Below are 22,851 nucleotides of genomic sequence, written 5' to 3' on the forward strand. Positions count from 1 at the left end.
TTACTCTTCTGTTTCTATTTCGCAGTCTTTCGGATGATACGTTTGAAAGCTTGTGATAAGTGTTTCCAAATGTTCAAGCTGCTCGCGATATTCAACGGCGCTTGCCATAATATTGAGCATGTTGTAATCAATAAGCTCATCATCCGTATTCTGCTGATTTTTTAAAAATGACTTTGTTAAAAGCTGCTTATATCGAATGCCTTCTTCATCTGCGTCATCATGCGGCTTGATTTTTCCGACAAACCTCATCAAAATCCGTTCGTGCCAGTAAAGCAGGTAATCAAGTTCTTCAGTCAATGTTTCCTGAAACTCTTCCGGCATATGATAGATCTCGTTTTCCAGACGATGCAGCTTCTTCAATGTATCAAGCGCCCGATTTGCAGTAATAATGGCCTGTCTGAACAGGACAAGCTTTCTTGATTTCACATAAGTCGTTTTCTTAAAGTAACTTCTTTCTTCTTTATATAGAAGATATGTCTGATCAAGCTTGATCATTTTTTCTTTCAGTTTTTCAATATCCTCTTTCAAAATCGAATGCTCTGTCGACTGCCGCATGGACAATCTGATCCACTTCATAATTTCTTCGGTGTTTTCGACGGTATTATGAATCAGCTTTGTTTCGTACTTAGGAGGCAAAAACACAAGGTTGACGATAAAGGAAGAAAGCACCCCTAAGATGACTGTGCTTGTTCTGATCAGCGCGAACATTAAAAAGTCGTCACCGGCGGATTCTAATATCGCAATAACTGTTACAAGAGCAATCGAAATTGTATGTTCAATTTTAAGTTTCAGCATGATTGTAATAACAATAACTGCTGTTAACCCGATCATAATCGGGCTGGGTCCAAAAATAAGGCCGAACACTGTGGCAATCACAGCTCCGATAATATTTGCCTGAACCTGATCAATAATAATGAGAAAAGAGCGGTAAATCGACGGCTGGATCGCAAATATCGCTGCAATCCCAGCGAAAATCGGCGCGGGAAGCCCGATCCACGAAGCCAAATAAAGAGCAAGTGTAATCGCAATCCCGGTTTTGAAAATGCGGGCACCAAGTTTCATTGGTTTGTGCGTGCATTCCTTTCTATAGTAAATTGTGTGACATAGCAAAGGGGCTAATCCTTAAAATTCCCGGTTAGTTTATTTGCTAAACAATTAAGTAATATACAGGGATCGATACAAATATTCAAGCTATTTTTCTAGAAAAAGACCAAAATCTTACACACTGTTTGAATCCATAAAAAAACAGGAGCCCAAAGCTCCTGTTCAAGGTATCTGATTCTAGTTTTTAAGATGTTTAAAAGCATCCTCGACCGCTGCAAGCGTGTCTTTAATATCCTGCTCTGTATGTGCTGTGGTAATAAACCAAGCTTCATATTTAGAAGGTGCTAAATTAATTCCGCGTTCCAGCATCAGCTTGAAAAACGTAGCGAATGTTTCTCCGTCACTCCGTTCAGCCTGCTCGTAATTTTCCACTTTCTCATCAGAGAAGTATACCGTGAGCGCACCTTTTAACCGGTTGACCGTAATGGTGATGCCGTGTGTTTCTGCGTGCTTCAAAATACCTTCCTCAAGCATAGCGCCAAGGTGATCAAGCTTTTCATACACGCCTTTTTCTTTGAGCACTTCCAGACAAGCGATGCCTGATAGGATGGAAGCGGGGTTCCCTGCCATTGTTCCTGCCTGATAAGCAGGCCCTAGCGGAGCTACCTGCTCCATGATTTCTTGTTTGCCGCCATAGGCGCCAATCGGAAGTCCGCCGCCGATAATTTTCCCGAGTGCTGTTAAATCTGGTTTCACCTGTAAGAGATCCTGCGCGCCGCCATACATAAAGCGGAAAGCCGTAATGACTTCATCGTAAATAACGAGAGCGCCTGCATTATGTGTCAATTCATTTACTTTTTCTAAGAAGCCCTCTTTCGGCTCGACGATACCGAAGTTGCCGACAATCGGTTCAACGAGAACCGCCGCGATTTCACTGCCCCATTTATCAAGAGCCGCTTTATAGCTATCGATATCATTAAATGGTACTGTGATCACTTCGTTTGCAATGCTTTTCGGTACACCGGCTGAGTCTGGTGTGCCGAGAGTAGACGGGCCGGAGCCTGCGGCGACAAGCACAAGGTCCGAATGCCCGTGATAGCAGCCCGCAAATTTAATGATTTTTGTCCGGCCTGTATATGCGCGAGCCACGCGGATGGTCGTCATAACGGCTTCTGTACCCGAATTGACGAATCTTACTTTGTCCATAGCGGGAATGGCTTCTTTGAGCATTTTTGCAAATGTAACCTCGTGTTTCGTTGGTGTTCCATACAATACACCGTTCTCTGCCGCTTTTTTAATCGCTTCTGTAATATGCGGGTGGGCATGTCCTGTAATAATCGGACCGTACGCCGCTAAATAATCGATGTATTTGTTGCCGTCCACATCCCAAAAATAAGCGCCGCTTGCTTTCTCCATTGCAACAGGAGAACCGCCGCCGACTGCTTTATATGATCTAGACGGGCTGTTTACACCGCCGACAATGTGCTGTAATGCCTCATTGTGAAGTTCAATTGATTTTGTATGCAAGAATAAAAACCTCCTATATCTCCATGCGTCCTTTCTATTGTAGCATGCTTCCGAACAAGAACAATGGCTTCGGGCTTCAGATTCAGCTGAGATGGTTGTAATCTGGACAAGAATTGGATACGCTTAATAAAAAAACATCCGGAGGTAACGTAATGACTATAGAAATCGGACAAAAAGCGCCTGATCTTGAGTTAAAAGGCGATCATGGGGAAACAGTAAAATTATCGGATTATAAAGGAAAGTACATCGTGCTTTATTTTTATCCAAAAGACATGACACCGGGATGTACAACTGAAGCATGCGATTTTCGGGACAGTCACGAAAGCTTCGCCGAACTGGATGCCGTCATTATCGGCGTCAGCCCGGACAGCCAGGAAAAACACGGAAAATTTAAAGAGAAGCATAACCTTCCATTTCTGCTTCTTGTTGATGACGAGCATAAGCTGGCGGAAGCATTTGATGTGTGGAAGCTGAAGAAAAACTTCGGAAAAGAGTATATGGGAATCGAGCGTTCCACTTTTTTAATTGATAAAGAAGGCCGGCTCATTAAAGAATGGAGAAAAGTAAAAGTAAAGGACCATGTAGCCGAAGCGCTTCAAACCCTCAAAGATATGTCGGAAAAGTAAATCTCTATGAGCCTATGCTTACTTTTACCCTGATATCAATTGACAAATTATCGTAGAAAGAGTTACACTAATTATAAACATTACAATGTAAGAATTTTTTTTAGAAGAGAGGTGCATGACGGATGGCTGCACATGAACTAAAAGAAGCCTTAGAAACGTTGAAGGAAACCGGAGTTCGCATTACTCCTCAACGTCATGCGATTCTGGAATATCTCGTTAACTCTATGGCTCATCCAACAGCGGACGATATATATAAAGCTCTGGAAGGGAAATTTCCTAACATGAGCGTAGCGACGGTATATAACAATTTGCGTGTGTTCCGAGAATCAGGTTTGGTAAAAGAGCTCACATACGGTGATGCTTCCAGCAGATTCGATTTTGTGACATCTGATCACTATCACGCGATTTGCGAAAACTGCGGTAAAATTGTGGACTTCCACTACCCGGGCCTTGATGAAGTGGAGCAGCTCGCTGCCCACGTCACGGGCTTCAAGGTAAGCCACCACCGTTTAGAAATTTACGGCGTCTGCCAAGAGTGTTCGAAAAAAGAAAATCATTAAAAATAAGCTGACCGCACGAAACGGTCAGCTTATTTTATTTCGACATTTTCTTTTTATTATAAGACTCATCAAATTCTTTTCCTTCTAATCCCTTATCTAAAGTCAGCGGCTCTCGGCAATGCATGCACATATCGACTCTTCCTAAAACCTTTGTCTCTTTTTCACAGCCCGGACAAATGACGCGAACCGCTTTGGTCGAAAGCATTCCGATCCAAAAGTAAACAACCGTGCTGAGACCAATGGATAAAAGTCCAAGTATCATAAACAAACTAGATAGCAAAACTGACTCTTTAAAAAAGATCCCGATGTACATAATGATAAACCCAACGAAAACCAAACTTAACGCAAATGTTCTGATTTTATTAATTTTGCTGGAGTATTTCGCCATGTCCATCCCCCTCTGATTTAACTATAGCACAAACCCGATGGGATTTTCTTCATGTTTTCGGTTGAACTGGAATTTATATATGGAGAGTTACTGTGAAATTGTTTATAATAGTTCAATGTGTTTAGAAAAAAGGAATTTCGTTTTAACCATAGAATTGAATCAAATAGAGAATAAAAAAATTTGAACAATTGCATTGGAGGAATAGTGATGGAAAATCTTCTCCGTCCAATTTACCAAGAAAGAGCAAGTCACCCCAATACATTGGCTGTCATTATGATTGAGAGAAGAAACAAAACATCTTCCTTAACAGATAACTTTGATGCAGCTTTGCTGGTGATTGTAAAGGATGCTGATGAGCCAGTTTTTATAAAGCATTATGAATTTGATCATCAAACAGCTTCTTTGCATGTGGTAACAGATTCTCAGATTCAAGAATGGATTTTGCTCGGAACAAATAGAAGAATCATAGATTGGATTGTAAATGGCAGAGTTTTGTTTGACCGTAATGAATACATTGCTGAGCTGATTGACAGGCTGAATACATTTCCGTTTGCCGAACGTAAACTGAAGATCGGACTCGAATACGGCAAATTAATCAGAAGGTATGTTGAAGGAAAAGCTTTTTTTGAAGCCAAGCAATTTTTAGATGCCTACAACGCCGTTGTTCATGCGCTGCATCATTTAGCACGTATTGAAGTAATCGACAGAGGATTCCATCCTGAAACCACGGTGTGGAGCCAAGTGCGCCAGATGGAGCCGCAAGTGTACAAATTATATTCCGAGCTGATTGAAAGTCATGAGAGCCTGGAAAAAAGACTTGAATTATTATTCTTAGCAAATGATTTTCTCATCCATTCCAAAGCCGAGATCGGTTCGGCGCATCTTTTCGAAGTAATGAAAGAAAAAGACATTTGGCAATTCGGTGAGCTTCTTCAACATCATGACCTAAAACACTTCACCCAAGATCTTGGGGTTATGCTTGATTACTTGACAGAAAAGGGACTTATCAACGTCTGTCAAATAGAAACGAAAGGACAGGCTGTCTATCACCGAGGATATTCTTTTAAAAAAGATGTTGACTCTGATTCTTGACCGTGTTATATTATTAAACGTCGCTGATGCGCTTCTGAGAAAACAAGCTCACAGCGGCGGGGAAATAAATCAAAAAAACATTTGACAAAAGAAAGTCAAAATGTTATATTGATAAAGTCGCTTCAATAAGAAGTGAAAATGATCTTTGAAAACTAAACAAGACAAAACGTACCTGTTAATTCAATTTTTAAAAAATCGCACAGCGATGTGCGTAGTCAGTCAAACTAGGGCCTGCACGACGCAGGTCACACAGGTGTCGCCGCAGGATGCGGTGAACTTAACCTGTGATCCATTTATCGGAGAGTTTGATCCTGGCTCAGGACGAACGCTGGCGGCGTGCCTAATACATGCAAGTCGAGCGGACAGATGGGAGCTTGCTCCCTGATGTTAGCGGCGGACGGGTGAGTAACACGTGGGTAACCTGCCTGTAAGACTGGGATAACTCCGGGAAACCGGGGCTAATACCGGATGGTTGTTTGAACCGCATGGTTCAAACATAAAAGGTGGCTTCGGCTACCACTTACAGATGGACCCGCGGCGCATTAGCTAGTTGGTGAGGTAATGGCTCACCAAGGCAACGATGCGTAGCCGACCTGAGAGGGTGATCGGCCACACTGGGACTGAGACACGGCCCAGACTCCTACGGGAGGCAGCAGTAGGGAATCTTCCGCAATGGACGAAAGTCTGACGGAGCAACGCCGCGTGAGTGATGAAGGTTTTCGGATCGTAAAGCTCTGTTGTTAGGGAAGAACAAGTACCGTTCGAATAGGGCGGTACCTTGACGGTACCTAACCAGAAAGCCACGGCTAACTACGTGCCAGCAGCCGCGGTAATACGTAGGTGGCAAGCGTTGTCCGGAATTATTGGGCGTAAAGGGCTCGCAGGCGGTTTCTTAAGTCTGATGTGAAAGCCCCCGGCTCAACCGGGGAGGGTCATTGGAAACTGGGGAACTTGAGTGCAGAAGAGGAGAGTGGAATTCCACGTGTAGCGGTGAAATGCGTAGAGATGTGGAGGAACACCAGTGGCGAAGGCGACTCTCTGGTCTGTAACTGACGCTGAGGAGCGAAAGCGTGGGGAGCGAACAGGATTAGATACCCTGGTAGTCCACGCCGTAAACGATGAGTGCTAAGTGTTAGGGGGTTTCCGCCCCTTAGTGCTGCAGCTAACGCATTAAGCACTCCGCCTGGGGAGTACGGTCGCAAGACTGAAACTCAAAGGAATTGACGGGGGCCCGCACAAGCGGTGGAGCATGTGGTTTAATTCGAAGCAACGCGAAGAACCTTACCAGGTCTTGACATCCTCTGACAATCCTAGAGATAGGACGTCCCCTTCGGGGGCAGAGTGACAGGTGGTGCATGGTTGTCGTCAGCTCGTGTCGTGAGATGTTGGGTTAAGTCCCGCAACGAGCGCAACCCTTGATCTTAGTTGCCAGCATTCAGTTGGGCACTCTAAGGTGACTGCCGGTGACAAACCGGAGGAAGGTGGGGATGACGTCAAATCATCATGCCCCTTATGACCTGGGCTACACACGTGCTACAATGGACAGAACAAAGGGCAGCGAAACCGCGAGGTTAAGCCAATCCCACAAATCTGTTCTCAGTTCGGATCGCAGTCTGCAACTCGACTGCGTGAAGCTGGAATCGCTAGTAATCGCGGATCAGCATGCCGCGGTGAATACGTTCCCGGGCCTTGTACACACCGCCCGTCACACCACGAGAGTTTGTAACACCCGAAGTCGGTGAGGTAACCTTTTAGGAGCCAGCCGCCGAAGGTGGGACAGATGATTGGGGTGAAGTCGTAACAAGGTAGCCGTATCGGAAGGTGCGGCTGGATCACCTCCTTTCTAAGGATATTATACGGAATATAAGACCTTGGGTCTTATAAACAGAACGTTCCCTGTCTTGTTTAGTTTTGAAGGATCATTCCTTCGAAACGTGTTCTTTGAAAACTAGATAACAGTAGACATCACATTCAATTAGTAATACAAGATATCACATAGTGATTCTTTTTAACGGTTAAGTTAGAAAGGGCGCACGGTGGATGCCTTGGCACTAGGAGCCGATGAAGGACGGGACGAACACCGATATGCTTCGGGGAGCTGTAAGCAAGCTTTGATCCGGAGATTTCCGAATGGGGAAACCCACCACTCGTAATGGAGTGGTATCCATATCTGAATTCATAGGATATGAGAAGGCAGACCCGGGGAACTGAAACATCTAAGTACCCGGAGGAAGAGAAAGCAAATGCGATTCCCTGAGTAGCGGCGAGCGAAACGGGATTAGCCCAAACCAAGAGGCTTGCCTCTTGGGGTTGTAGGACACTCTGTACGGAGTTACAAAAGAACGAGGTAGATGAAGAGGTCTGGAAAGGCCCGCCATAGGAGGTAACAGCCCTGTAGTCAAAACTTCGTTCTCTCCTGAGTGGATCCTGAGTACGGCGGAACACGTGAAATTCCGTCGGAATCCGGGAGGACCATCTCCCAAGGCTAAATACTCCCTAGTGACCGATAGTGAACCAGTACCGTGAGGGAAAGGTGAAAAGCACCCCGGAAGGGGAGTGAAAGAGATCCTGAAACCGTGTGCCTACAAGTAGTCAGAGCCCGTTAACGGGTGATGGCGTGCCTTTTGTAGAATGAACCGGCGAGTTACGATCCCGTGCAAGGTTAAGCAGAAGATGCGGAGCCGCAGCGAAAGCGAGTCTGAATAGGGCGCATGAGTACGTGGTCGTAGACCCGAAACCAGGTGATCTACCCATGTCCAGGGTGAAGTTCAGGTAACACTGAATGGAGGCCCGAACCCACGCACGTTGAAAAGTGCGGGGATGAGGTGTGGGTAGGGGTGAAATGCCAATCGAACCTGGAGATAGCTGGTTCTCTCCGAAATAGCTTTAGGGCTAGCCTCAAGGTAAGAGTCTTGGAGGTAGAGCACTGATTGGACTAGGGGCCCCTACCGGGTTACCGAATTCAGTCAAACTCCGAATGCCAATGACTTATCCTTGGGAGTCAGACTGCGAGTGATAAGATCCGTAGTCGAAAGGGAAACAGCCCAGACCGCCAGCTAAGGTCCCAAAGTATACGTTAAGTGGAAAAGGATGTGGAGTTGCTTAGACAACCAGGATGTTGGCTTAGAAGCAGCCACCATTTAAAGAGTGCGTAATAGCTCACTGGTCGAGTGACTCTGCGCCGAAAATGTACCGGGGCTAAACGTATCACCGAAGCTGCGGACTGTTCTTCGAACAGTGGTAGGAGAGCGTTCTAAGGGCTGTGAAGCCAGACCGGAAGGACTGGTGGAGCGCTTAGAAGTGAGAATGCCGGTATGAGTAGCGAAAGAGGGGTGAGAATCCCCTCCACCGAATGCCTAAGGTTTCCTGAGGAAGGCTCGTCCGCTCAGGGTTAGTCGGGACCTAAGCCGAGGCCGAAAGGCGTAGGCGATGGACAACAGGTTGATATTCCTGTACCACCTCCTCACCATTTGAGCAATGGGGGGACGCAGGAGGATAGGGTAAGCGCGGTATTGGATATCCGCGTCCAAGCAGTTAGGCTGGGAAATAGGCAAATCCGTTTCCCATAAGGCTGAGCTGTGATGGCGAGCGAAATATAGTAGCGAAGTTCCTGATTCCACACTGCCAAGAAAAGCCTCTAGCGAGGTGAGAGGTGCCCGTACCGCAAACCGACACAGGTAGGCGAGGAGAGAATCCTAAGGTGATCGAGAGAACTCTCGTTAAGGAACTCGGCAAAATGACCCCGTAACTTCGGGAGAAGGGGTGCTCTGTTAGGGTGCAAGCCCGAGAGAGCCGCAGTGAATAGGCCCAGGCGACTGTTTAGCAAAAACACAGGTCTCTGCGAAGCCGTAAGGCGAAGTATAGGGGCTGACGCCTGCCCGGTGCTGGAAGGTTAAGAGGAGCGCTTAGCGTAAGCGAAGGTGCGAATTGAAGCCCCAGTAAACGGCGGCCGTAACTATAACGGTCCTAAGGTAGCGAAATTCCTTGTCGGGTAAGTTCCGACCCGCACGAAAGGCGCAACGATCTGGGCACTGTCTCAACGAGAGACTCGGTGAAATTATAGTACCTGTGAAGATGCAGGTTACCCGCGACAGGACGGAAAGACCCCGTGGAGCTTTACTGCAGCCTGATATTGAATGTTGGTACAGCTTGTACAGGATAGGTAGGAGCCTTGGAAACCGGAGCGCCAGCTTCGGTGGAGGCATCGGTGGGATACTACCCTGGCTGTATTGACCTTCTAACCCGCCGCCCTTATCGGGCGGGGAGACAGTGTCAGGTGGGCAGTTTGACTGGGGCGGTCGCCTCCTAAAAGGTAACGGAGGCGCCCAAAGGTTCCCTCAGAATGGTTGGAAATCATTCGCAGAGTGTAAAGGCACAAGGGAGCTTGACTGCGAGACCTACAAGTCGAGCAGGGACGAAAGTCGGGCTTAGTGATCCGGTGGTTCCGCATGGAAGGGCCATCGCTCAACGGATAAAAGCTACCCCGGGGATAACAGGCTTATCTCCCCCAAGAGTCCACATCGACGGGGAGGTTTGGCACCTCGATGTCGGCTCATCGCATCCTGGGGCTGTAGTCGGTCCCAAGGGTTGGGCTGTTCGCCCATTAAAGCGGTACGCGAGCTGGGTTCAGAACGTCGTGAGACAGTTCGGTCCCTATCCGTCGCGGGCGCAGGAAATTTGAGAGGAGCTGTCCTTAGTACGAGAGGACCGGGATGGACGCACCGCTGGTGTACCAGTTGTTCTGCCAAGGGCATCGCTGGGTAGCTATGTGCGGACGGGATAAGTGCTGAAAGCATCTAAGCATGAAGCCCCCCTCAAGATGAGATTTCCCATTCCGCAAGGAAGTAAGATCCCTGAAAGATGATCAGGTTGATAGGTCTGAGGTGGAAGTGTGGCGACATATGGAGCTGACAGATACTAATCGATCGAGGACTTAACCATATTTTTGAATGATGTCACACCTGTTATCTAGTTTTGAGAGAATAAGTTTTTCAAAAAAACACTTGATTTTCTCAAGAATACATAGTATAATGTTAAATGTCACTGAAATTGTCTGGTGATGATGGCGAAGAGGTCACACCCGTTCCCATGCCGAACACGGAAGTTAAGCTCTTCAGCGCCGATGGTAGTCGGGGGTTTCCCCCTGTGAGAGTAGGACATCGCCAGGCAGACTTCATTCCGCAGTAGCTCAGTGGTAGAGCTATCGGCTGTTAACCGATCGGTCGTAGGTTCGAATCCTACCTGCGGAGCCATTATTGGAGAGCTGTCCGAGTGGTCGAAGGAGCACGATTGGAAATCGTGTAGGCGGTCAACTCCGTCTCAAGGGTTCGAATCCCTTGCTCTCCGCCACTGATACTTATACATAATTACAATTGAAAGTCTGGGCCCGTTGGTCAAGCGGTTAAGACACCGCCCTTTCACGGCGGTAACACGGGTTCGAATCCCGTACGGGTCATTATATGATGGAGGATTAGCTCAGCTGGGAGAGCATCTGCCTTACAAGCAGAGGGTCGGCGGTTCGAGCCCGTCATCCTCCACCATTATATCATCGCGGGGTGGAGCAGTTCGGTAGCTCGTCGGGCTCATAACCCGAAGGTCGCAGGTTCAAATCCTGCCCCCGCAACCAAATTTCAAAATGGTCCGGTAGTTCAGTTGGTTAGAATGCCTGCCTGTCACGCAGGAGGTCGCGGGTTCGAGTCCCGTCCGGACCGCCATTTAAATACTTAGGCTCGGTAGCTCAGTTGGTAGAGCAACGGACTGAAAATCCGTGTGTCGGCGGTTCGATTCCGTCCCGAGCCACCACCTATGCCGGTGTAGCTCAATTGGTAGAGCAACTGACTTGTAATCAGTAGGTTGGGGGTTCAAGTCCTCTTGCCGGCACTGTTTTTTCAAAATTTAATGTGGAGGGGTAGCGAAGTGGCTAAACGCGGCGGACTGTAAATCCGCTCCCTCAGGGTTCGGCAGTTCGAATCTGCCCCCCTCCACCATTTATAGGGGCATAGTTTAACGGTAGAACAGAGGTCTCCAAAACCTCCGGTGTGGGTTCGATTCCTACTGCCCCTGCCAAATTTATGACATCTTGAGATTATGGCGGTTGTGGCGAAGTGGTTAACGCACCAGATTGTGGCTCTGGCACTCGTGGGTTCGATTCCCATCAATCGCCCCATATTATCATTGGGCTATAGCCAAGCGGTAAGGCAACGGACTTTGACTCCGTCATGCGTTGGTTCGAATCCAGCTAGCCCAGTCTCACTTTTTATATCAACTGCATATAATGTATTAAGTCCATTAAAAATGCGGAAGTAGTTCAGTGGTAGAACACCACCTTGCCAAGGTGGGGGTCGCGGGTTCGAATCCCGTCTTCCGCTCCAATTACGGCGGCATAGCCAAGTGGTAAGGCAGAGGTCTGCAAAACCTTTATCCCCGGTTCGAATCCGGGTGTCGCCTTCTTATTGCCGGGGTGGTGGAATTGGCAGACACACAGGACTTAAAATCCTGCGGTAGGTGACTACCGTGCCGGTTCAAGTCCGGCCCTCGGCACCAATTTTACTTACATGGTAAGTTGAATTGGTGTTTGTGTTTTATCATTATAACTAATCATATTAATGATCTACTTATGTAGATCATTTTTTTAATGCTTTGATTTATCATAACAAGTTAAGTTCCGAGGCCTAATTATAAAGCGGCTGTATAGCTAGTCTTTCAACACTTTTATTTTATATTTCCATAAAAACTTTTTTGAAATACGTTGACACTTTATGAGATCCATGATATATTTATATTCGTCGGTTAGATACGACGTAAAACTTGCCGGTGTGGCGGAATTGGCAGACGCGCACGACTCAAAATCGTGTTCCTTCTGGAGTGTCGGTTCGACCCCGACCACCGGTATACTGAAAAACCCGTTTCTTAACAGGAACGGGTTTTTATTTTTTATTAGTGAAAAGGAGCCGAGGCTCCTTTTTATACTTACTCAGCGTATTGGTCTAGGATCTCTTCTAGCACCTCTTCTAGCTCTTCTGTATCTTCAAGCTCTGATTGGCTGAAACGGACGCGTACAAGCTGTTCTCCGTCATTATACATCTCTTCCAGCCACCCTCGGAGTCCTCTTGCTCTGCGGTCGACTTCGAAAATGATTTCCAAACCGTCTTCGTCTAAAAGGAAAATGAGCTCTAATTCATCAAGCATCTGACGATAATATCCGGAAGTCGGAACGAATTCGAATTCTTGAACGAACGGAAGACGACGCTGGAAGTAGGGCGCTTGTTCGCAGTCTGCTTCGTTAAGACGGAAGCCCAGGTTTTCGATTGCTTCAAGCACATTTTCAATCCAAGGGTGCGCTTCAACGAAAATGCGGTCATGATCGGATTTATCGATACCGCCTTGAATGTCAAGGTCTGTCACCACGGCAACCTCTACTTTCCCTGCAGTGATCGGCGTATCTAGAGGCAGAGTGAATGTGAACGGAAATTGATGCTCTTCACCAGGCTGTATGGTAAATGAACCAGTGACCCGGAAAGAATGAATTGTAGCGTATTTCCGGTGCTCTTCATCGTCTTTTACAATGACATACCGTGTGCTAAGCTGTAAATCGATATAACGGATGTCCTGAGCGATTTTTCCGCCTTTGACATGTACCGTTCCCTGTACTTCTTCTCCTGGAAAATATGCGTCTTTTTCTAAAATTGTATCTACTTTTGCAGCTCCAATTCCGGCACTTGCCGCAAGCTTCTTAAAAAATGACATGTTAGATCTTCCCCTTTTTCTTTTTTCTCAACAGATATACGTAAGAAGGAGGAAAAAAGATTCATCTGATTCATACTTTTTTCCTATTATTCGTCTCGGCCTAGGGACAGACTAAGAATAATATTGAAAATAAAGGAGTGGATGGAAGTGAATAAAGAAAGTTTGGTTGCAGATGAATTACACAGAATGTTTTTGGCTGGTGAGCTGCAAATCACAGTAGAGGAGGATATAAACAATATTTCCGAAAGGCTGAGAAACGGCGATCTCAGTTTAGACCGATTAAGCGGTGAAGACGCGTTTATAAAAGAAACGGTAAATGAGGCTTTAAGAAGAGTGGAGCAATAAAAAAGAGACGGCATCTCATCTTTGAGATCCCGTCTCTTTTTGTGGTCTTTGCTGTAAGATAAAAGCGAATCGATTTGGAATTGCTCACCCGAGCCACCCCTTTTCTAACAGAAGATCTGACAGTTCATCATGGAGATATACAGTTGTATCTAATTGATCATGCAATGCTCTTCTGATGTGGGGATTTTCGGCTTCTGTTATTGCGACAGTGTATTTGTTAATGCTGGTTTTTATTGTTGTCAACAAATCAAGAATATCTTTGGGACAAAGACTTTGTTCAATGGGAAACCACCTCCTTTGTTTTTTTAGCAGCTCCTGATAAGAAAGTATTTGGCTTTGTTTCTTGCTTCTATACAAAATGCTATAATAAGCAACAAATTTTGTTGGAGGTGTGATGATGAAGCAGGTTATTGCGATGGGGGGCGGGGGTTTTTCGATGGAGCCGGATAATTTGTCCCTCGATCAATATATCCTCAATCAATCAAAACGAGAGCAGCCTCGTATTTGTTTTTTGCCGACGGCGAGCGGAGATTCCCAAAACTATATTCAGCGGTTTTATCATGCATTTCAAACACTGGATTGTGTGCCGTCTCACTTATCTTTGTTTAAGCCGCCATCAACAGATTTAACTTCTTTTGTTATGGAATTGGACGTGATTTATGTTGGCGGGGGAAATACGCGGAATTTACTTGTGTTATGGAAAGAGTGGGGGCTTGACCAGATTCTCAGGGAAGCATGGAAGAACGGTGTGGTTTTAGCTGGATTAAGTGCCGGTGCGATCTGCTGGTTTGAAGAAGGGGTGACGGATTCAGTCGGACCGCTGACAAGTTTGAAAAGTTTAGGTTTTTTGCAAGGGAGCTTTTGTCCCCATTATGACGGGGAAAAGGATCGGAGACCGGCATACCACCAGCTGATATCTAACAAGTTCTTATGCAGTGGCTATGCAGTGGATGATGGGGCTGCTCTCCATTTCATAAATGATCAGCTGTTTCAGACTGTGAGTTCAAGGTCGGGTGCAAAGGCATATCGGGTGATGATGGCTGAACATGAAATAGCTGAAATCCCGTTGCCGGTCAAATATTTAGGGTGAAATTGGCTGAATATTATCTATATTCCTCTTTTTTTCAGATTGATTTTATGATAAGATGAGTGCGAAATCAATAGTTACTGGGGGTGCCCGCTTTCGGGCTGAGAGAGAAGGTAAGCTTCTTAACCCTTTGGACCTGATCTGGTTCGTACCAGCGTGGGGAAGTAGAGGAATTGTTTTTGTTATTGTCTTGCTGGGCAATAATATGTTTCTTTCTGACTGTAACCGGGTTCATTTATATGAATCCGGTTTTTTGTGCTGGTTATGGGCTTGATTTTGTCCTTTCAAACGTAGAAAGGGGAAGGAAAAGTAATGCAAAACAATTCAGTGCAGCAAGCCAACATTTCCATTATGTCAAGTTTTTCAGGCAGCAAGAAGGTATACGTGGAGGGCTCTTCTTCGGACATCCAAGTGCCGATGAGGGAGATTCTATTGAGTCCGACGACGGGATCGTTCGGCGAAGAGGAAAACGCGCCTGTGCGTGTCTATGATACAAGCGGACCGTATACGGACCCTGAAGTAACCATTAATATTCAAGAAGGATTAAAGCCGCTCCGCCAAAAATGGATCACAGAGCGCGGTGACGTGGAAGAGTATGAAGGTCGGGCTATAAAACCAGAAGATAACGGTTATAAAAAAGCAAATCCAAACGTAAGCTACCCAGGATTAAAGCGGAAACCGCTGAGGGCGAAGGCAGGTCAAAATGTTACTCAAATGCACTATGCAAAAAAGGGGATCATTACACCTGAGATGGAATTTATCGCCATTCGTGAGCATGTGTCTCCTGAATTCGTCAGAGACGAGGTAGCCAGCGGCCGGGCGATTATTCCTTCAAACATTAATCACCCTGAAAGTGAGCCAATGATTATCGGCCGGAATTTTCATGTGAAGATTAATGCAAATATCGGGAATTCAGCGGTTACGTCATCCATTGAAGAAGAAGTGGAAAAAATGACGTGGGCCATCCGCTGGGGAGCAGATACAATGATGGATCTCTCTACCGGAAAAGATATTCATACGACGCGTGAATGGATTATCCGCAATTGCCCCGTGCCTGTGGGAACTGTTCCGATTTATCAGGCGCTTGAAAAAGTAAACGGCGTAGCGGAGGATTTAACGTGGGAGATTTATCGTGATACGCTAATCGAGCAGGCAGAGCAGGGAGTGGATTATTTTACGATTCACGCGGGTGTTTTGCTTAGGTATGTACCGCTGACTGCCAAACGGACAACTGGTATTGTGTCACGCGGGGGAGCGATTATGGCGCAGTGGTGTCTGGCTCATCATCAAGAAAGCTTTTTATACACACATTTTGAAGAAATATGTGAGATTATGAAAATGTATGATATTGCTTTCTCTCTTGGGGATGGTTTGCGTCCCGGATCAATTGCTGATGCCAATGACGAAGCGCAGTTTGCTGAATTAGAGACGCTTGGAGAGCTGACGCAAATTGCCTGGAAGCATGATGTTCAGGTGATGATTGAGGGTCCTGGACATGTTCCGATGCATAAAATCAAAGAGAACGTCGATAAACAAATGGACATTTGTAAAGAAGCGCCTTTTTACACATTGGGGCCGTTGACAACGGATATTGCTCCGGGATATGACCATATTACTTCAGCGATCGGAGCGGCGATGATCGGTTGGTACGGGACAGCAATGCTTTGTTATGTAACGCCGAAGGAGCATTTGGGGCTGCCAAACCGTGATGATGTTCGTGAAGGAGTCATTACATATAAGATCGCTGCGCACGCTGCGGACCTTGCAAAAGGGCATCCCGGAGCGCAAATCCGGGATGATGCGTTATCGAAAGCCCGTTTTGAATTCCGCTGGCGGGATCAGTTTCATTTATCTCTTGATCCGGAGAGAGCCCTTGAATACCATGATGAAACCCTGCCTGCTGAAGGAGCAAAAACCGCTCACTTTTGTTCCATGTGCGGTCCGAAATTTTGCAGCATGAGAATTTCACAGGATATTCGGGATTATGCGAAGAAAAACGATCTCAGTGAAGCAGAAGCCATAAATAAAGGATTAAAAGAAAAAGCAAAAGAGTTTGTCGATACGGGAAGCAATTTATATCAATAAAAAAGATGAAGATGGAGCATGCTCCATCTTCATTTTTTTAGAAAAACAGAGAGCGTCGAAGCGGAGGAATACTCTGTTCAAAGCGGAAAACATTTTCTGGATCATATTTCGTTTTGACACGGCGGAGTCGTTCAACGTTTTCGCCGTAATATGTTCTTGGCCAGTTTCTGATTTCGATATCTGGCCAATTTACGTAGTCTCCCATCGTTTCTTTCGAAAGGGACGTTCTCAGCCCCTCAATCCAGCGGACATTTTGTCTTTTTTCTCCAGGGGATGTCCAGTTTGTTAAGTATTCCTGGGCAATGATTGCGTCACGATAATAAAATGCCGTTTGGTCGGGAGCGATCCGTCCGGCTGCCCCGCCGAGTGCTTGCTGCCAGACACTGGCGTTTTGATTCGGAGCGTGCTCTAAAAAGTGTTTTAGTGTTGAAATCGCACGTTCTGATAATGGCTTTTCAATGAAAGAGCCGGAGCGTTTCATTTTTTGAGGCTGATTGCCTCCCGGGCTGTTAAAAAAGTTTACCGCTTCAATGAATGGCGTTGTTTTTACCATTCCGCTTGTCGGGCTTCCTGTTTTCAATAAAGGCTTTAACAGTTTTTTTAACTCTGTTTTTGGACCGACAAATTGGCCGAGGGCCTCTATGCGGTTTGCTTCTTTAGGCCAAAACTCTATTGATGATGTAAGCCGGTCATCTGTATAGGGGGCCCAGTGCTGCCACGTGTTAAATACTTCCTCAAAATCATCCCATCCCCATGTAATAGAAAAAATCGACACTTGAGAGATGGGCACTGCTTTAAATGTCATGGAGGTGACTATGCCGAAATTGCCTCCTCCGCCTCCCTGAGACGCCCAAAATAAGTCTGGATGATTTGAACAGCTGACTGTAATCAGATCAGCGCCCTCTTTTTCGTCTGCTACGATCATCTCAAGCTGCACGAGGCTGTCGCAAGTAAGGCCGGCAGCCCTTGTTAAAAGTCCAATTCCCCCTCCGAGAGTTAAACCTGTGAGCCCTACATTAGCAATGGTGCCTGCGGGAAGCGTCAGGCCGTATTGCCAGAGTGTCCGATAGACTTCTCCCAATTCAGCCCCCGCTTCAATATAGGCCAGCTTTTTATCCTGATTCACAGTTATTTTTTTCATTTCGCTTAAATCAATAACAAGACCGTTATTTAAAAGGGAAAAGTTCTCATAGCTGTGTCTGCCGCCTCTAATACGGAAAGGCACACGGTTTTCACGCGCCCATTTCAGCGCATTGAGTGCATCCTGTTTGTTTTGGCAAAACACAATGATGTCAGGATACCTTTCTAAGCTTAGGTTAATATTGGTTCTTGCTTCGTTATAGTCCGGATCATCCCGTGTCACGATACGTCCGGTCAATTTTGTCTTTTCCACACTCCCACATCTCTTTCTCTCGTATTCTAGTTTCTCTAGTTTATGCGTCAGGGGAAAAGAGTGTATAAGGAAAAAGCGGGGACGCAATCTGATACAGTGTCAACACCCTAAAAAAGTTGACAGGTCGGTATTGTATGAATTAACATGGTCAGTACAAATTTTTCAAATTTTTCGCGCTGATCGGAACACCGAAGGCTCTTATCGTTTAGATAAGGGCCTTTTTTGTATGAAAAAGGAGGGATTATTGATGGGAGTCAAAAAAGAAAAAGGGAGAAAACGATTCAGGAAGCGAAAAACCTATGGGAATCAGATTTTGCCGCTTGAGCTGCTGATTGAAAAAAACAAACGAGAGATTATAAACAGCGCGGAACTCATGGAAGAAATTTATATGAAGATTGATGAGAAGCATACGCAATGTGTAACTAAATATAAAAAAACCCGCTGACTACAGCGGGTTTTTGCATTTCTACATTAAGCATCTTTTTTAATCGGCAATCCAAGGCCTTCTGCCACGCGTTTTCCGTATTCAGGATCCGCTTTGTAGAAGTGCTCGATTTGGCGCAGCTTGATTTCTTCTTTTTCTACCGGCTTCATAGCATTAACGATATTTTCAACAAGGCGGGTACGTTCATCTTCACTCATTAAACGATACAGATCACCGGCTTGAGTGTAGTGATCGTTGTGATCGTAGCTTACGCTGTCAGCGATACCTTGTACCGGATATGCTGCTTGCTTATCATCAGGTGACTCTTTCGGACCGCCGAAGCTGTTAGGCTCGTAATACACAGATCCGCCGCCGTTATCGTCAAAGCGCATTTGTCCATCACGCTGATAATTGTTTACTTTGTTGCGTGCGCGGTTGATTGGCAGCGCTTGATGGTTTGCACCGACACGGTAGCGGTGTGCATCATGATAAGCAAACAGTCGGCCTTGAAGCATTTTATCCGGTGAAACATCAATACCAGGCACGAGTGTTCCAGGTGAGAATGTCGCTTGTTCTACCTCTGCAAAGTAGTTTTCCGGATTTCTGTCTAAAACCATGCGTCCGACCTCGATTAACGGGTAGTCTTTTTGAGACCAAACTTTTGTGACATCAAACGGATCGAAACGGTACGTATTTGCATCTTCTAAAGGCATGATTTGCACATATAGTTTCCATGCAGGATAATCACCGTTTTCGATTGCATTGAAAAGGTCTTCTGTATGGTAATCAGGGTTTTCACCGGCAATTTTTGCTGCCGTATTGACATCAAGGTTTTTCACGCCTTGTTCCGTTTTAAAGTGATATTTAATCCATACGCCTTCGCCTTCGGCATTTGTCCATTTGAATGTATGGCTTCCGAAGCCGTGCATGTGGCGAAGTGTTGCAGGAATTCCGCGGTCAGACATCAGGATTGTCACTTGGTGAAGTGACTCTGGTGAAAGTGACCAGAAATCCCATACAGCCGTAGGGTTTTTCAGGTGTGTTTTTGGATCTCTTTTTTGTGTATGGATGAAATCAGGGAACTTAATCGCATCGCGGATAAAGAATACAGGCGTATTGTTGCCGACGATGTCGTAGTTTCCTTCTTCAGTATAAAATTTAACAGCAAATCCGCGCGGATCGCGAACTGTGTCAGCAGAGCCAAGTTCACCGGCAACTGTTGAGAAACGGATGAACAACGGTGTGCGTTTGCCGACTTCAGAAAGGAAAGCGGCTTTCGTGTATTTTGTTACGTCGTTTGTCACTTCAAAATATCCGTGTGCGCCTGCTCCTTTGGCGTGAACAACACGTTCAGGAACACGTTCTCGGTTGAAATGGGCCAATTTTTCGAGTAAATGTACATCTTGAATTAAAGTTGGTCCGCGAGAACCGGCAGTCATTGAGTTTTGATTATCTCCAACCGGAGCGCCCCAGCTAGTTGTCAGTTTATTTGAACTCATGTTATCACCTCTTGGAATTTATAAGAACATAATATCATCTCTAAGTAAAAAGTCAATATTATTTTATAATTATTATAAAATAGTTATCTCTATTAATCGATATTTAGTATCGAAAGTGTTGAAAAACCTTGTTGTAACAGCTTTTAATGACACTTAATAATTTTTAGAGAAATAATTTTTCCTTCTCTATTTGCGAAACAAGCAGAGTAAGTGATAAACAAGGATATCAAAAATCGCATTTAAAAAAGAGTTGACATATCGGAATAATTTGAATTAACATGTTATTCAAACAAAAAAACAATTGGGCAGCTGATCGGACCGCCGAAGGCTCTCATCTCTACAAGAACAGAGATGGGGGCCTTTTTGTTTTTTTGAAGGCGGGGTTGGCAGAAAGAGAGGGATAAAAGTGGCTGTGACCATCAGCATCAAAGAAAAGGCATTTGTTCAAGAGGGCCGCAAAAACACGGTCTTAGAGAACATAGAATTATCAATCGCACCAGGCGAATTTCTAACGCTTATCGGACCGAGCGGGTGCGGAAAAAGCACCCTGTTAAAGATTATTGCAGGGCTTGATTCTGAATATGACGGGAGTGTTGAAATTAACGGCCGCAGCGTAACAGCTCCGGGTATTCAGCAAGGATTTATTTTTCAGGAACACCGCCTCTTTCCTTGGCTGACTGTTGAGCAGAATATTGCAGCCGACTTGAATTTGAAGGACCCAAAAGTCAAACAAAAGGTGGATGAACTGATCGAGATTGTCAGATTGAAAGGATCGGAAAAAGCATATCCGCGCGAGCTGTCAGGCGGCATGTCACAAAGAGTAGCCATCGCCCGGGCCCTGCTGCGGGAGCCTGAGGTGCTGCTTTTAGATGAACCGTTTGGTGCACTCGACGCTTTTACAAGAAAACACCTGCAGGACGTGCTGCTGGATATATGGAGGAGGAAAAAAACAACGATGATTCTCGTGACTCATGATATAGATGAATCTGTTTATTTAGGAAATGAGCTTGCGATCCTTAAGGCCAAACCGGGGAAAATCCATAAGCTGATGCCCATTCACCTGGCGTATCCGCGAAACCGGACGACTCCGGATTTCCAAGCGATCAGACAGAGAGTGCTGTCGGAATTCGAGAAAACAGAAGATTTGGAGTACGCAGAAGGATCAGGGATATAGAAAGGGCGGAAGCGGAAATGAAAAAAGGACTCATTGTATTGGTTGCCGTTATTTTTCTGCTCGCAGGCTGTGGAGCAAATGGAGCCAGCGGTGACCACAAACAATTGAAGGAAATTCGTATTGGTATTCAGCAAAGCTTAAGCCCGCTTTTGATCGCAAAGGAAAAAGGCTGGTTCGAAGATGCATTTGAAAAAGAAGGCATCAAAGTGAAATGGGTGGAGTTTCAAAGCGGTCCCCCCCAATTTGAAGGCCTTGCGGCAGACAAACTTGATTTTTCTCAAGTCGGTAATTCGCCTGTGATCGCTGGACAGGCGGCAGGCATTGACTTTAAAGAAATCGGTTTGTCTCAGGACGGTTTGAAAGCAAACGGCATCCTTGTCAATCAAAACAGCGGCATTCAAGACGTTAAGGGCTTAAAGGGGAAGAAAATTGCAGTCGCCAAAGGCAGCAGCGGGTTTGATTTTTTGTATAAAGCGCTTGATCAAGTGGGGTTGTCAGCTAACGATGTGACAATTATTCAGCTTCAGCCTGATGAAGCAGCTTCCGCATTTGAAAACGAATCTGTTGATGCCTGGTCCATTTGGGAGCCGTACTTGTCCTTAGAAACAATGAAACACGGAGCAAAAATCCTTGTGAACGGAGAAAGCACAGATTTATATTCACCGGGTTTTACTTTAGTAAGAACAAAGTTTTCAGAGGAGCATCCAGACGAAGTGGTCCGTTTTCTGAAGGTGTTTAATAAAGCCGTTGTATGGCAAAAGGAACATCTGGATGAAGCAGCGGACTTGTATTCTGACATTAAAGATCTCGATAAAAAGGTCGTCGAAAATGTGCTGAAAAATACTGAGCCTCTGAATGAGGTCATCAGTGACGACATTGTGAAAGCGCAGCAGGAAACAGCAGATTTTCAATTTCGAACAAAGGCGATAGATAAGAAAATTGATGTGAAGGATGTTGTCGATAACACTTTTATCAAAAAAGCATTAAAGGAACATTCCTCAGGAGGTGATCAATGATGAAAGCAGAGGCTGCGGGCTCGCTGCCCAAAACGAATGCGGAAGCGGTGCGAAAAAAGCCCGGAAGGAAGAGATACGGCTGGATGAAGGGGCTTTTACTGCCCGCTGTCATCATAGCTATCTGGCAGGTCATCGGCGGGCTGGGGGTTGTGTCCGCTACAGTGCTGCCTACACCTGTTACGATTGTTCTGACCTTTAAGGAGCTTATTTTGTCCGGCGAGCTGTTCGGCCATCTGCAAATCAGCATTTATCGGGCGGCGCTTGGTTTTTTGCTTGGCGCGGGGCTTGGATTGATGATCGGGATTTTGGCCGGATTCTCCAAACGGACGGAGCTGTATCTTGATCCGTCGTTGCAAATGCTTAGAACCGTACCTCATCTGGCCGTCACGCCGCTGTTTATTTTATGGTTCGGATTTGACGAAGTATCTAAAATTTTGCTGATTGCGCTCGGTGCCTTCTTTCCTGTCTATATCAATACGTTTAACGGCATCCGCGGGGTTGACGCGAAGCTGTTTGAAGTCGCCCGGGTGCTTGAATTTAAATGGCATCAGCAGATATCCAAAGTGATATTGCCGGCAGCCCTGCCCAATATATTGCTAGGCATTCGCTTATCGCTCGGCATTGCATGGCTCGGGCTCGTTGTGGCAGAGCTGATGGGCTCAAGCTCGGGAGTCGGCTATATGATCATGGATGCGAGACAGTTTTCACAAACGAATAAAGTCTTTGCAGGGATTATCATTTTTGCAGTGGTTGGAAAGCTGACGGATTCCTTCGTCAGGCTGCTGGAACGAAAGCTGTTAAAGTGGAGAAACAGCTACGAAGGATAAAAGATATAAAGGGGAGAT

Annotated in this window: 17 protein-coding genes, 16 tRNA genes, 3 rRNA genes and 1 riboswitch; of the genes, 29 read left to right on the forward strand and 7 right to left on the reverse strand. The window is 45.8% G+C overall.

Annotation, left to right across the window (positions count from 1 at the left end; genetic code table 11):
• On the reverse strand, positions 1-1,062 hold the full coding sequence (locus MKY50_RS04715) for an aromatic acid exporter family protein (RefSeq protein WP_341116237.1): 1,062 nt from the start codon (positions 1,060-1,062) through the stop codon (positions 1-3).
• Between the two features lie 219 nt (positions 1,063-1,281).
• Positions 1,282-2,571: a glutamate-1-semialdehyde 2,1-aminomutase gene (locus MKY50_RS04720; protein WP_015715541.1), complete on the reverse strand. Its 1,290-nt coding sequence runs from the start codon at positions 2,569-2,571 to the stop codon at positions 1,282-1,284.
• A 152-nt stretch (positions 2,572-2,723) separates the two neighbouring features.
• Between MKY50_RS04720 and bcp the strand changes: the two genes are divergently transcribed.
• The gene (bcp, locus tag MKY50_RS04725; RefSeq protein WP_003233532.1) at positions 2,724-3,197 is read left to right on the forward strand and encodes a thioredoxin-dependent thiol peroxidase; all 474 of its coding nucleotides are present in this window, start codon (positions 2,724-2,726) and stop codon (positions 3,195-3,197) included.
• A gap of 122 nt (positions 3,198-3,319) precedes the next feature.
• Positions 3,320-3,757 (forward strand): peroxide-responsive transcriptional repressor PerR, encoded by a 438-nt coding sequence (perR, locus tag MKY50_RS04730; RefSeq protein WP_003223285.1) that lies wholly within the window; start codon positions 3,320-3,322, stop codon positions 3,755-3,757.
• A gap of 34 nt (positions 3,758-3,791) precedes the next feature.
• On the opposite strand, the gene MKY50_RS04735 is transcribed toward perR, so the two are convergent.
• Positions 3,792-4,145 carry a YgzB family protein gene (locus MKY50_RS04735; RefSeq protein WP_014113119.1) on the reverse strand — a complete coding sequence of 118 codons (354 nt, stop codon included), beginning with the start codon at positions 4,143-4,145 and terminating at the stop codon, positions 3,792-3,794.
• A gap of 207 nt (positions 4,146-4,352) precedes the next feature.
• Between MKY50_RS04735 and MKY50_RS04740 the strand changes: the two genes are divergently transcribed.
• From MKY50_RS04740 to MKY50_RS04835, 20 genes are all read left to right on the forward strand, one after another.
• Positions 4,353-5,237, forward strand: coding sequence for a nucleotidyltransferase-like protein (locus MKY50_RS04740; protein ID WP_076458535.1), 885 nt, complete (start codon positions 4,353-4,355; stop codon positions 5,235-5,237).
• Between the two features lie 293 nt (positions 5,238-5,530).
• Positions 5,531-7,080, forward strand: a 16S ribosomal RNA gene (locus MKY50_RS04745).
• Between the two features lie 170 nt (positions 7,081-7,250).
• Positions 7,251-10,178: ribosomal RNA gene (locus tag MKY50_RS04750) — 23S ribosomal RNA — on the forward strand.
• A 111-nt stretch (positions 10,179-10,289) separates the two neighbouring features.
• Positions 10,290-10,405: ribosomal RNA gene (rrf, locus tag MKY50_RS04755) — 5S ribosomal RNA — on the forward strand.
• Together the 16S, 23S and 5S rRNA genes with 16 tRNA genes alongside form the textbook arrangement of a ribosomal RNA operon.
• A 9-nt stretch (positions 10,406-10,414) precedes the next feature.
• Positions 10,415-10,489 (forward strand) — tRNA-Asn (locus MKY50_RS04760).
• A gap of 5 nt (positions 10,490-10,494) precedes the next feature.
• Positions 10,495-10,586, forward strand: a tRNA-Ser gene (locus MKY50_RS04765).
• Positions 10,587-10,620: 34 nt separating this feature from the next.
• Positions 10,621-10,692 (forward strand) — tRNA-Glu (locus MKY50_RS04770).
• Positions 10,693-10,701: 9 nt separating this feature from the next.
• A tRNA-Val gene (locus MKY50_RS04775) sits at positions 10,702-10,777 on the forward strand.
• 9 nt (positions 10,778-10,786) lie between these two features.
• Positions 10,787-10,863 (forward strand) — tRNA-Met (locus tag MKY50_RS04780).
• Between the two features lie 11 nt (positions 10,864-10,874).
• A tRNA-Asp gene (locus tag MKY50_RS04785) sits at positions 10,875-10,951 on the forward strand.
• 12 nt (positions 10,952-10,963) lie between these two features.
• A tRNA-Phe gene (locus tag MKY50_RS04790) sits at positions 10,964-11,039 on the forward strand.
• 5 nt (positions 11,040-11,044) lie between these two features.
• Positions 11,045-11,117 (forward strand) — tRNA-Thr (locus tag MKY50_RS04795).
• Between the two features lie 22 nt (positions 11,118-11,139).
• Positions 11,140-11,224 (forward strand) — tRNA-Tyr (locus MKY50_RS04800).
• A gap of 5 nt (positions 11,225-11,229) precedes the next feature.
• Positions 11,230-11,303: transfer RNA gene (locus tag MKY50_RS04805), tRNA-Trp, on the forward strand.
• 24 nt (positions 11,304-11,327) lie between these two features.
• Positions 11,328-11,403: transfer RNA gene (locus MKY50_RS04810), tRNA-His, on the forward strand.
• A gap of 9 nt (positions 11,404-11,412) precedes the next feature.
• Positions 11,413-11,484: transfer RNA gene (locus tag MKY50_RS04815), tRNA-Gln, on the forward strand.
• 49 nt (positions 11,485-11,533) lie between these two features.
• Positions 11,534-11,608 (forward strand) — tRNA-Gly (locus MKY50_RS04820).
• A 5-nt stretch (positions 11,609-11,613) separates the two neighbouring features.
• Positions 11,614-11,684: transfer RNA gene (locus MKY50_RS04825), tRNA-Cys, on the forward strand.
• 7 nt (positions 11,685-11,691) lie between these two features.
• Positions 11,692-11,780, forward strand: a tRNA-Leu gene (locus MKY50_RS04830).
• A 266-nt stretch (positions 11,781-12,046) separates the two neighbouring features.
• Positions 12,047-12,128, forward strand: a tRNA-Leu gene (locus tag MKY50_RS04835).
• A gap of 78 nt (positions 12,129-12,206) precedes the next feature.
• Here the strand turns inward: MKY50_RS04835 and spo0M are convergent.
• Complete coding sequence (gene spo0M / locus MKY50_RS04840; protein WP_341116239.1) at positions 12,207-12,983, reverse strand: sporulation control protein Spo0M; 777 nt, start codon at positions 12,981-12,983, stop codon at positions 12,207-12,209.
• A 141-nt stretch (positions 12,984-13,124) separates the two neighbouring features.
• Between spo0M and MKY50_RS04845 the strand changes: the two genes are divergently transcribed.
• Positions 13,125-13,328, forward strand: coding sequence for a hypothetical protein (locus MKY50_RS04845; protein WP_014479229.1), 204 nt, complete (start codon positions 13,125-13,127; stop codon positions 13,326-13,328).
• Between the two features lie 84 nt (positions 13,329-13,412).
• Here MKY50_RS04845 and MKY50_RS04850 read toward each other — a convergent pair whose 3' ends face one another.
• Positions 13,413-13,685, reverse strand: a complete 273-nt coding sequence (locus MKY50_RS04850; protein ID WP_072692951.1) for a spore coat protein — start codon at positions 13,683-13,685, stop codon at positions 13,413-13,415.
• 40 nt (positions 13,686-13,725) lie between these two features.
• Between MKY50_RS04850 and MKY50_RS04855 the strand changes: the two genes are divergently transcribed.
• Together MKY50_RS04855 and thiC are read left to right on the forward strand one after the other, a co-directional pair.
• On the forward strand, positions 13,726-14,418 hold the full coding sequence (locus MKY50_RS04855) for a Type 1 glutamine amidotransferase-like domain-containing protein (protein ID WP_341116241.1): 693 nt from the start codon (positions 13,726-13,728) through the stop codon (positions 14,416-14,418).
• A gap of 69 nt (positions 14,419-14,487) precedes the next feature.
• Positions 14,488-14,595, forward strand: a riboswitch (TPP riboswitch).
• A 132-nt stretch (positions 14,596-14,727) separates the two neighbouring features.
• Positions 14,728-16,500: a phosphomethylpyrimidine synthase ThiC gene (gene thiC / locus MKY50_RS04860; RefSeq protein WP_341116243.1), complete on the forward strand. Its 1,773-nt coding sequence runs from the start codon at positions 14,728-14,730 to the stop codon at positions 16,498-16,500.
• A gap of 37 nt (positions 16,501-16,537) precedes the next feature.
• Here the strand turns inward: thiC and MKY50_RS04865 are convergent, their stop codons facing one another.
• Positions 16,538-17,893, reverse strand: coding sequence for an FAD-binding oxidoreductase (locus tag MKY50_RS04865; protein WP_341116244.1), 1,356 nt, complete (start codon positions 17,891-17,893; stop codon positions 16,538-16,540).
• Positions 17,894-18,140: 247 nt separating this feature from the next.
• Between MKY50_RS04865 and senS the strand changes: the two genes are divergently transcribed.
• Entirely contained in the window at positions 18,141-18,338 is a 198-nt protein-coding gene (senS, locus tag MKY50_RS04870) for a transcriptional regulator SenS (RefSeq protein WP_003245192.1), read from the forward strand.
• A gap of 26 nt (positions 18,339-18,364) precedes the next feature.
• Here the strand turns inward: senS and katA are convergent, their stop codons facing one another.
• On the reverse strand, positions 18,365-19,816 hold the full coding sequence (gene katA / locus MKY50_RS04875) for a catalase KatA (protein ID WP_326154118.1): 1,452 nt from the start codon (positions 19,814-19,816) through the stop codon (positions 18,365-18,367).
• Between the two features lie 406 nt (positions 19,817-20,222).
• Here katA and MKY50_RS04880 point away from each other — a divergent pair, with 406 nt between their 5' ends.
• The 3 genes from MKY50_RS04880 to MKY50_RS04890 are packed head-to-tail and all read left to right on the forward strand — an operon-like array spanning position 20,223 to position 22,833.
• Complete coding sequence (locus tag MKY50_RS04880) at positions 20,223-20,990, forward strand: ABC transporter ATP-binding protein (RefSeq protein ID WP_021479704.1); 768 nt, start codon at positions 20,223-20,225, stop codon at positions 20,988-20,990.
• A gap of 17 nt (positions 20,991-21,007) precedes the next feature.
• On the forward strand, positions 21,008-22,006 hold the full coding sequence (locus MKY50_RS04885) for an aliphatic sulfonate ABC transporter substrate-binding protein (protein WP_339247549.1): 999 nt from the start codon (positions 21,008-21,010) through the stop codon (positions 22,004-22,006).
• On the forward strand, positions 22,003-22,833 hold the full coding sequence (locus MKY50_RS04890; protein ID WP_010886451.1) for an ABC transporter permease: 831 nt from the start codon (positions 22,003-22,005) through the stop codon (positions 22,831-22,833). Before MKY50_RS04885 ends, MKY50_RS04890 begins: the two co-directional genes overlap by 4 nt.
• Positions 22,834-22,851: the final 18 nt, after the last annotated feature.

The organism is Bacillus sp. FSL R7-0685 (assembly GCF_038002425.1).
GTDB classification, from domain to species: domain Bacteria; phylum Bacillota; class Bacilli; order Bacillales; family Bacillaceae; genus Bacillus; species Bacillus subtilis.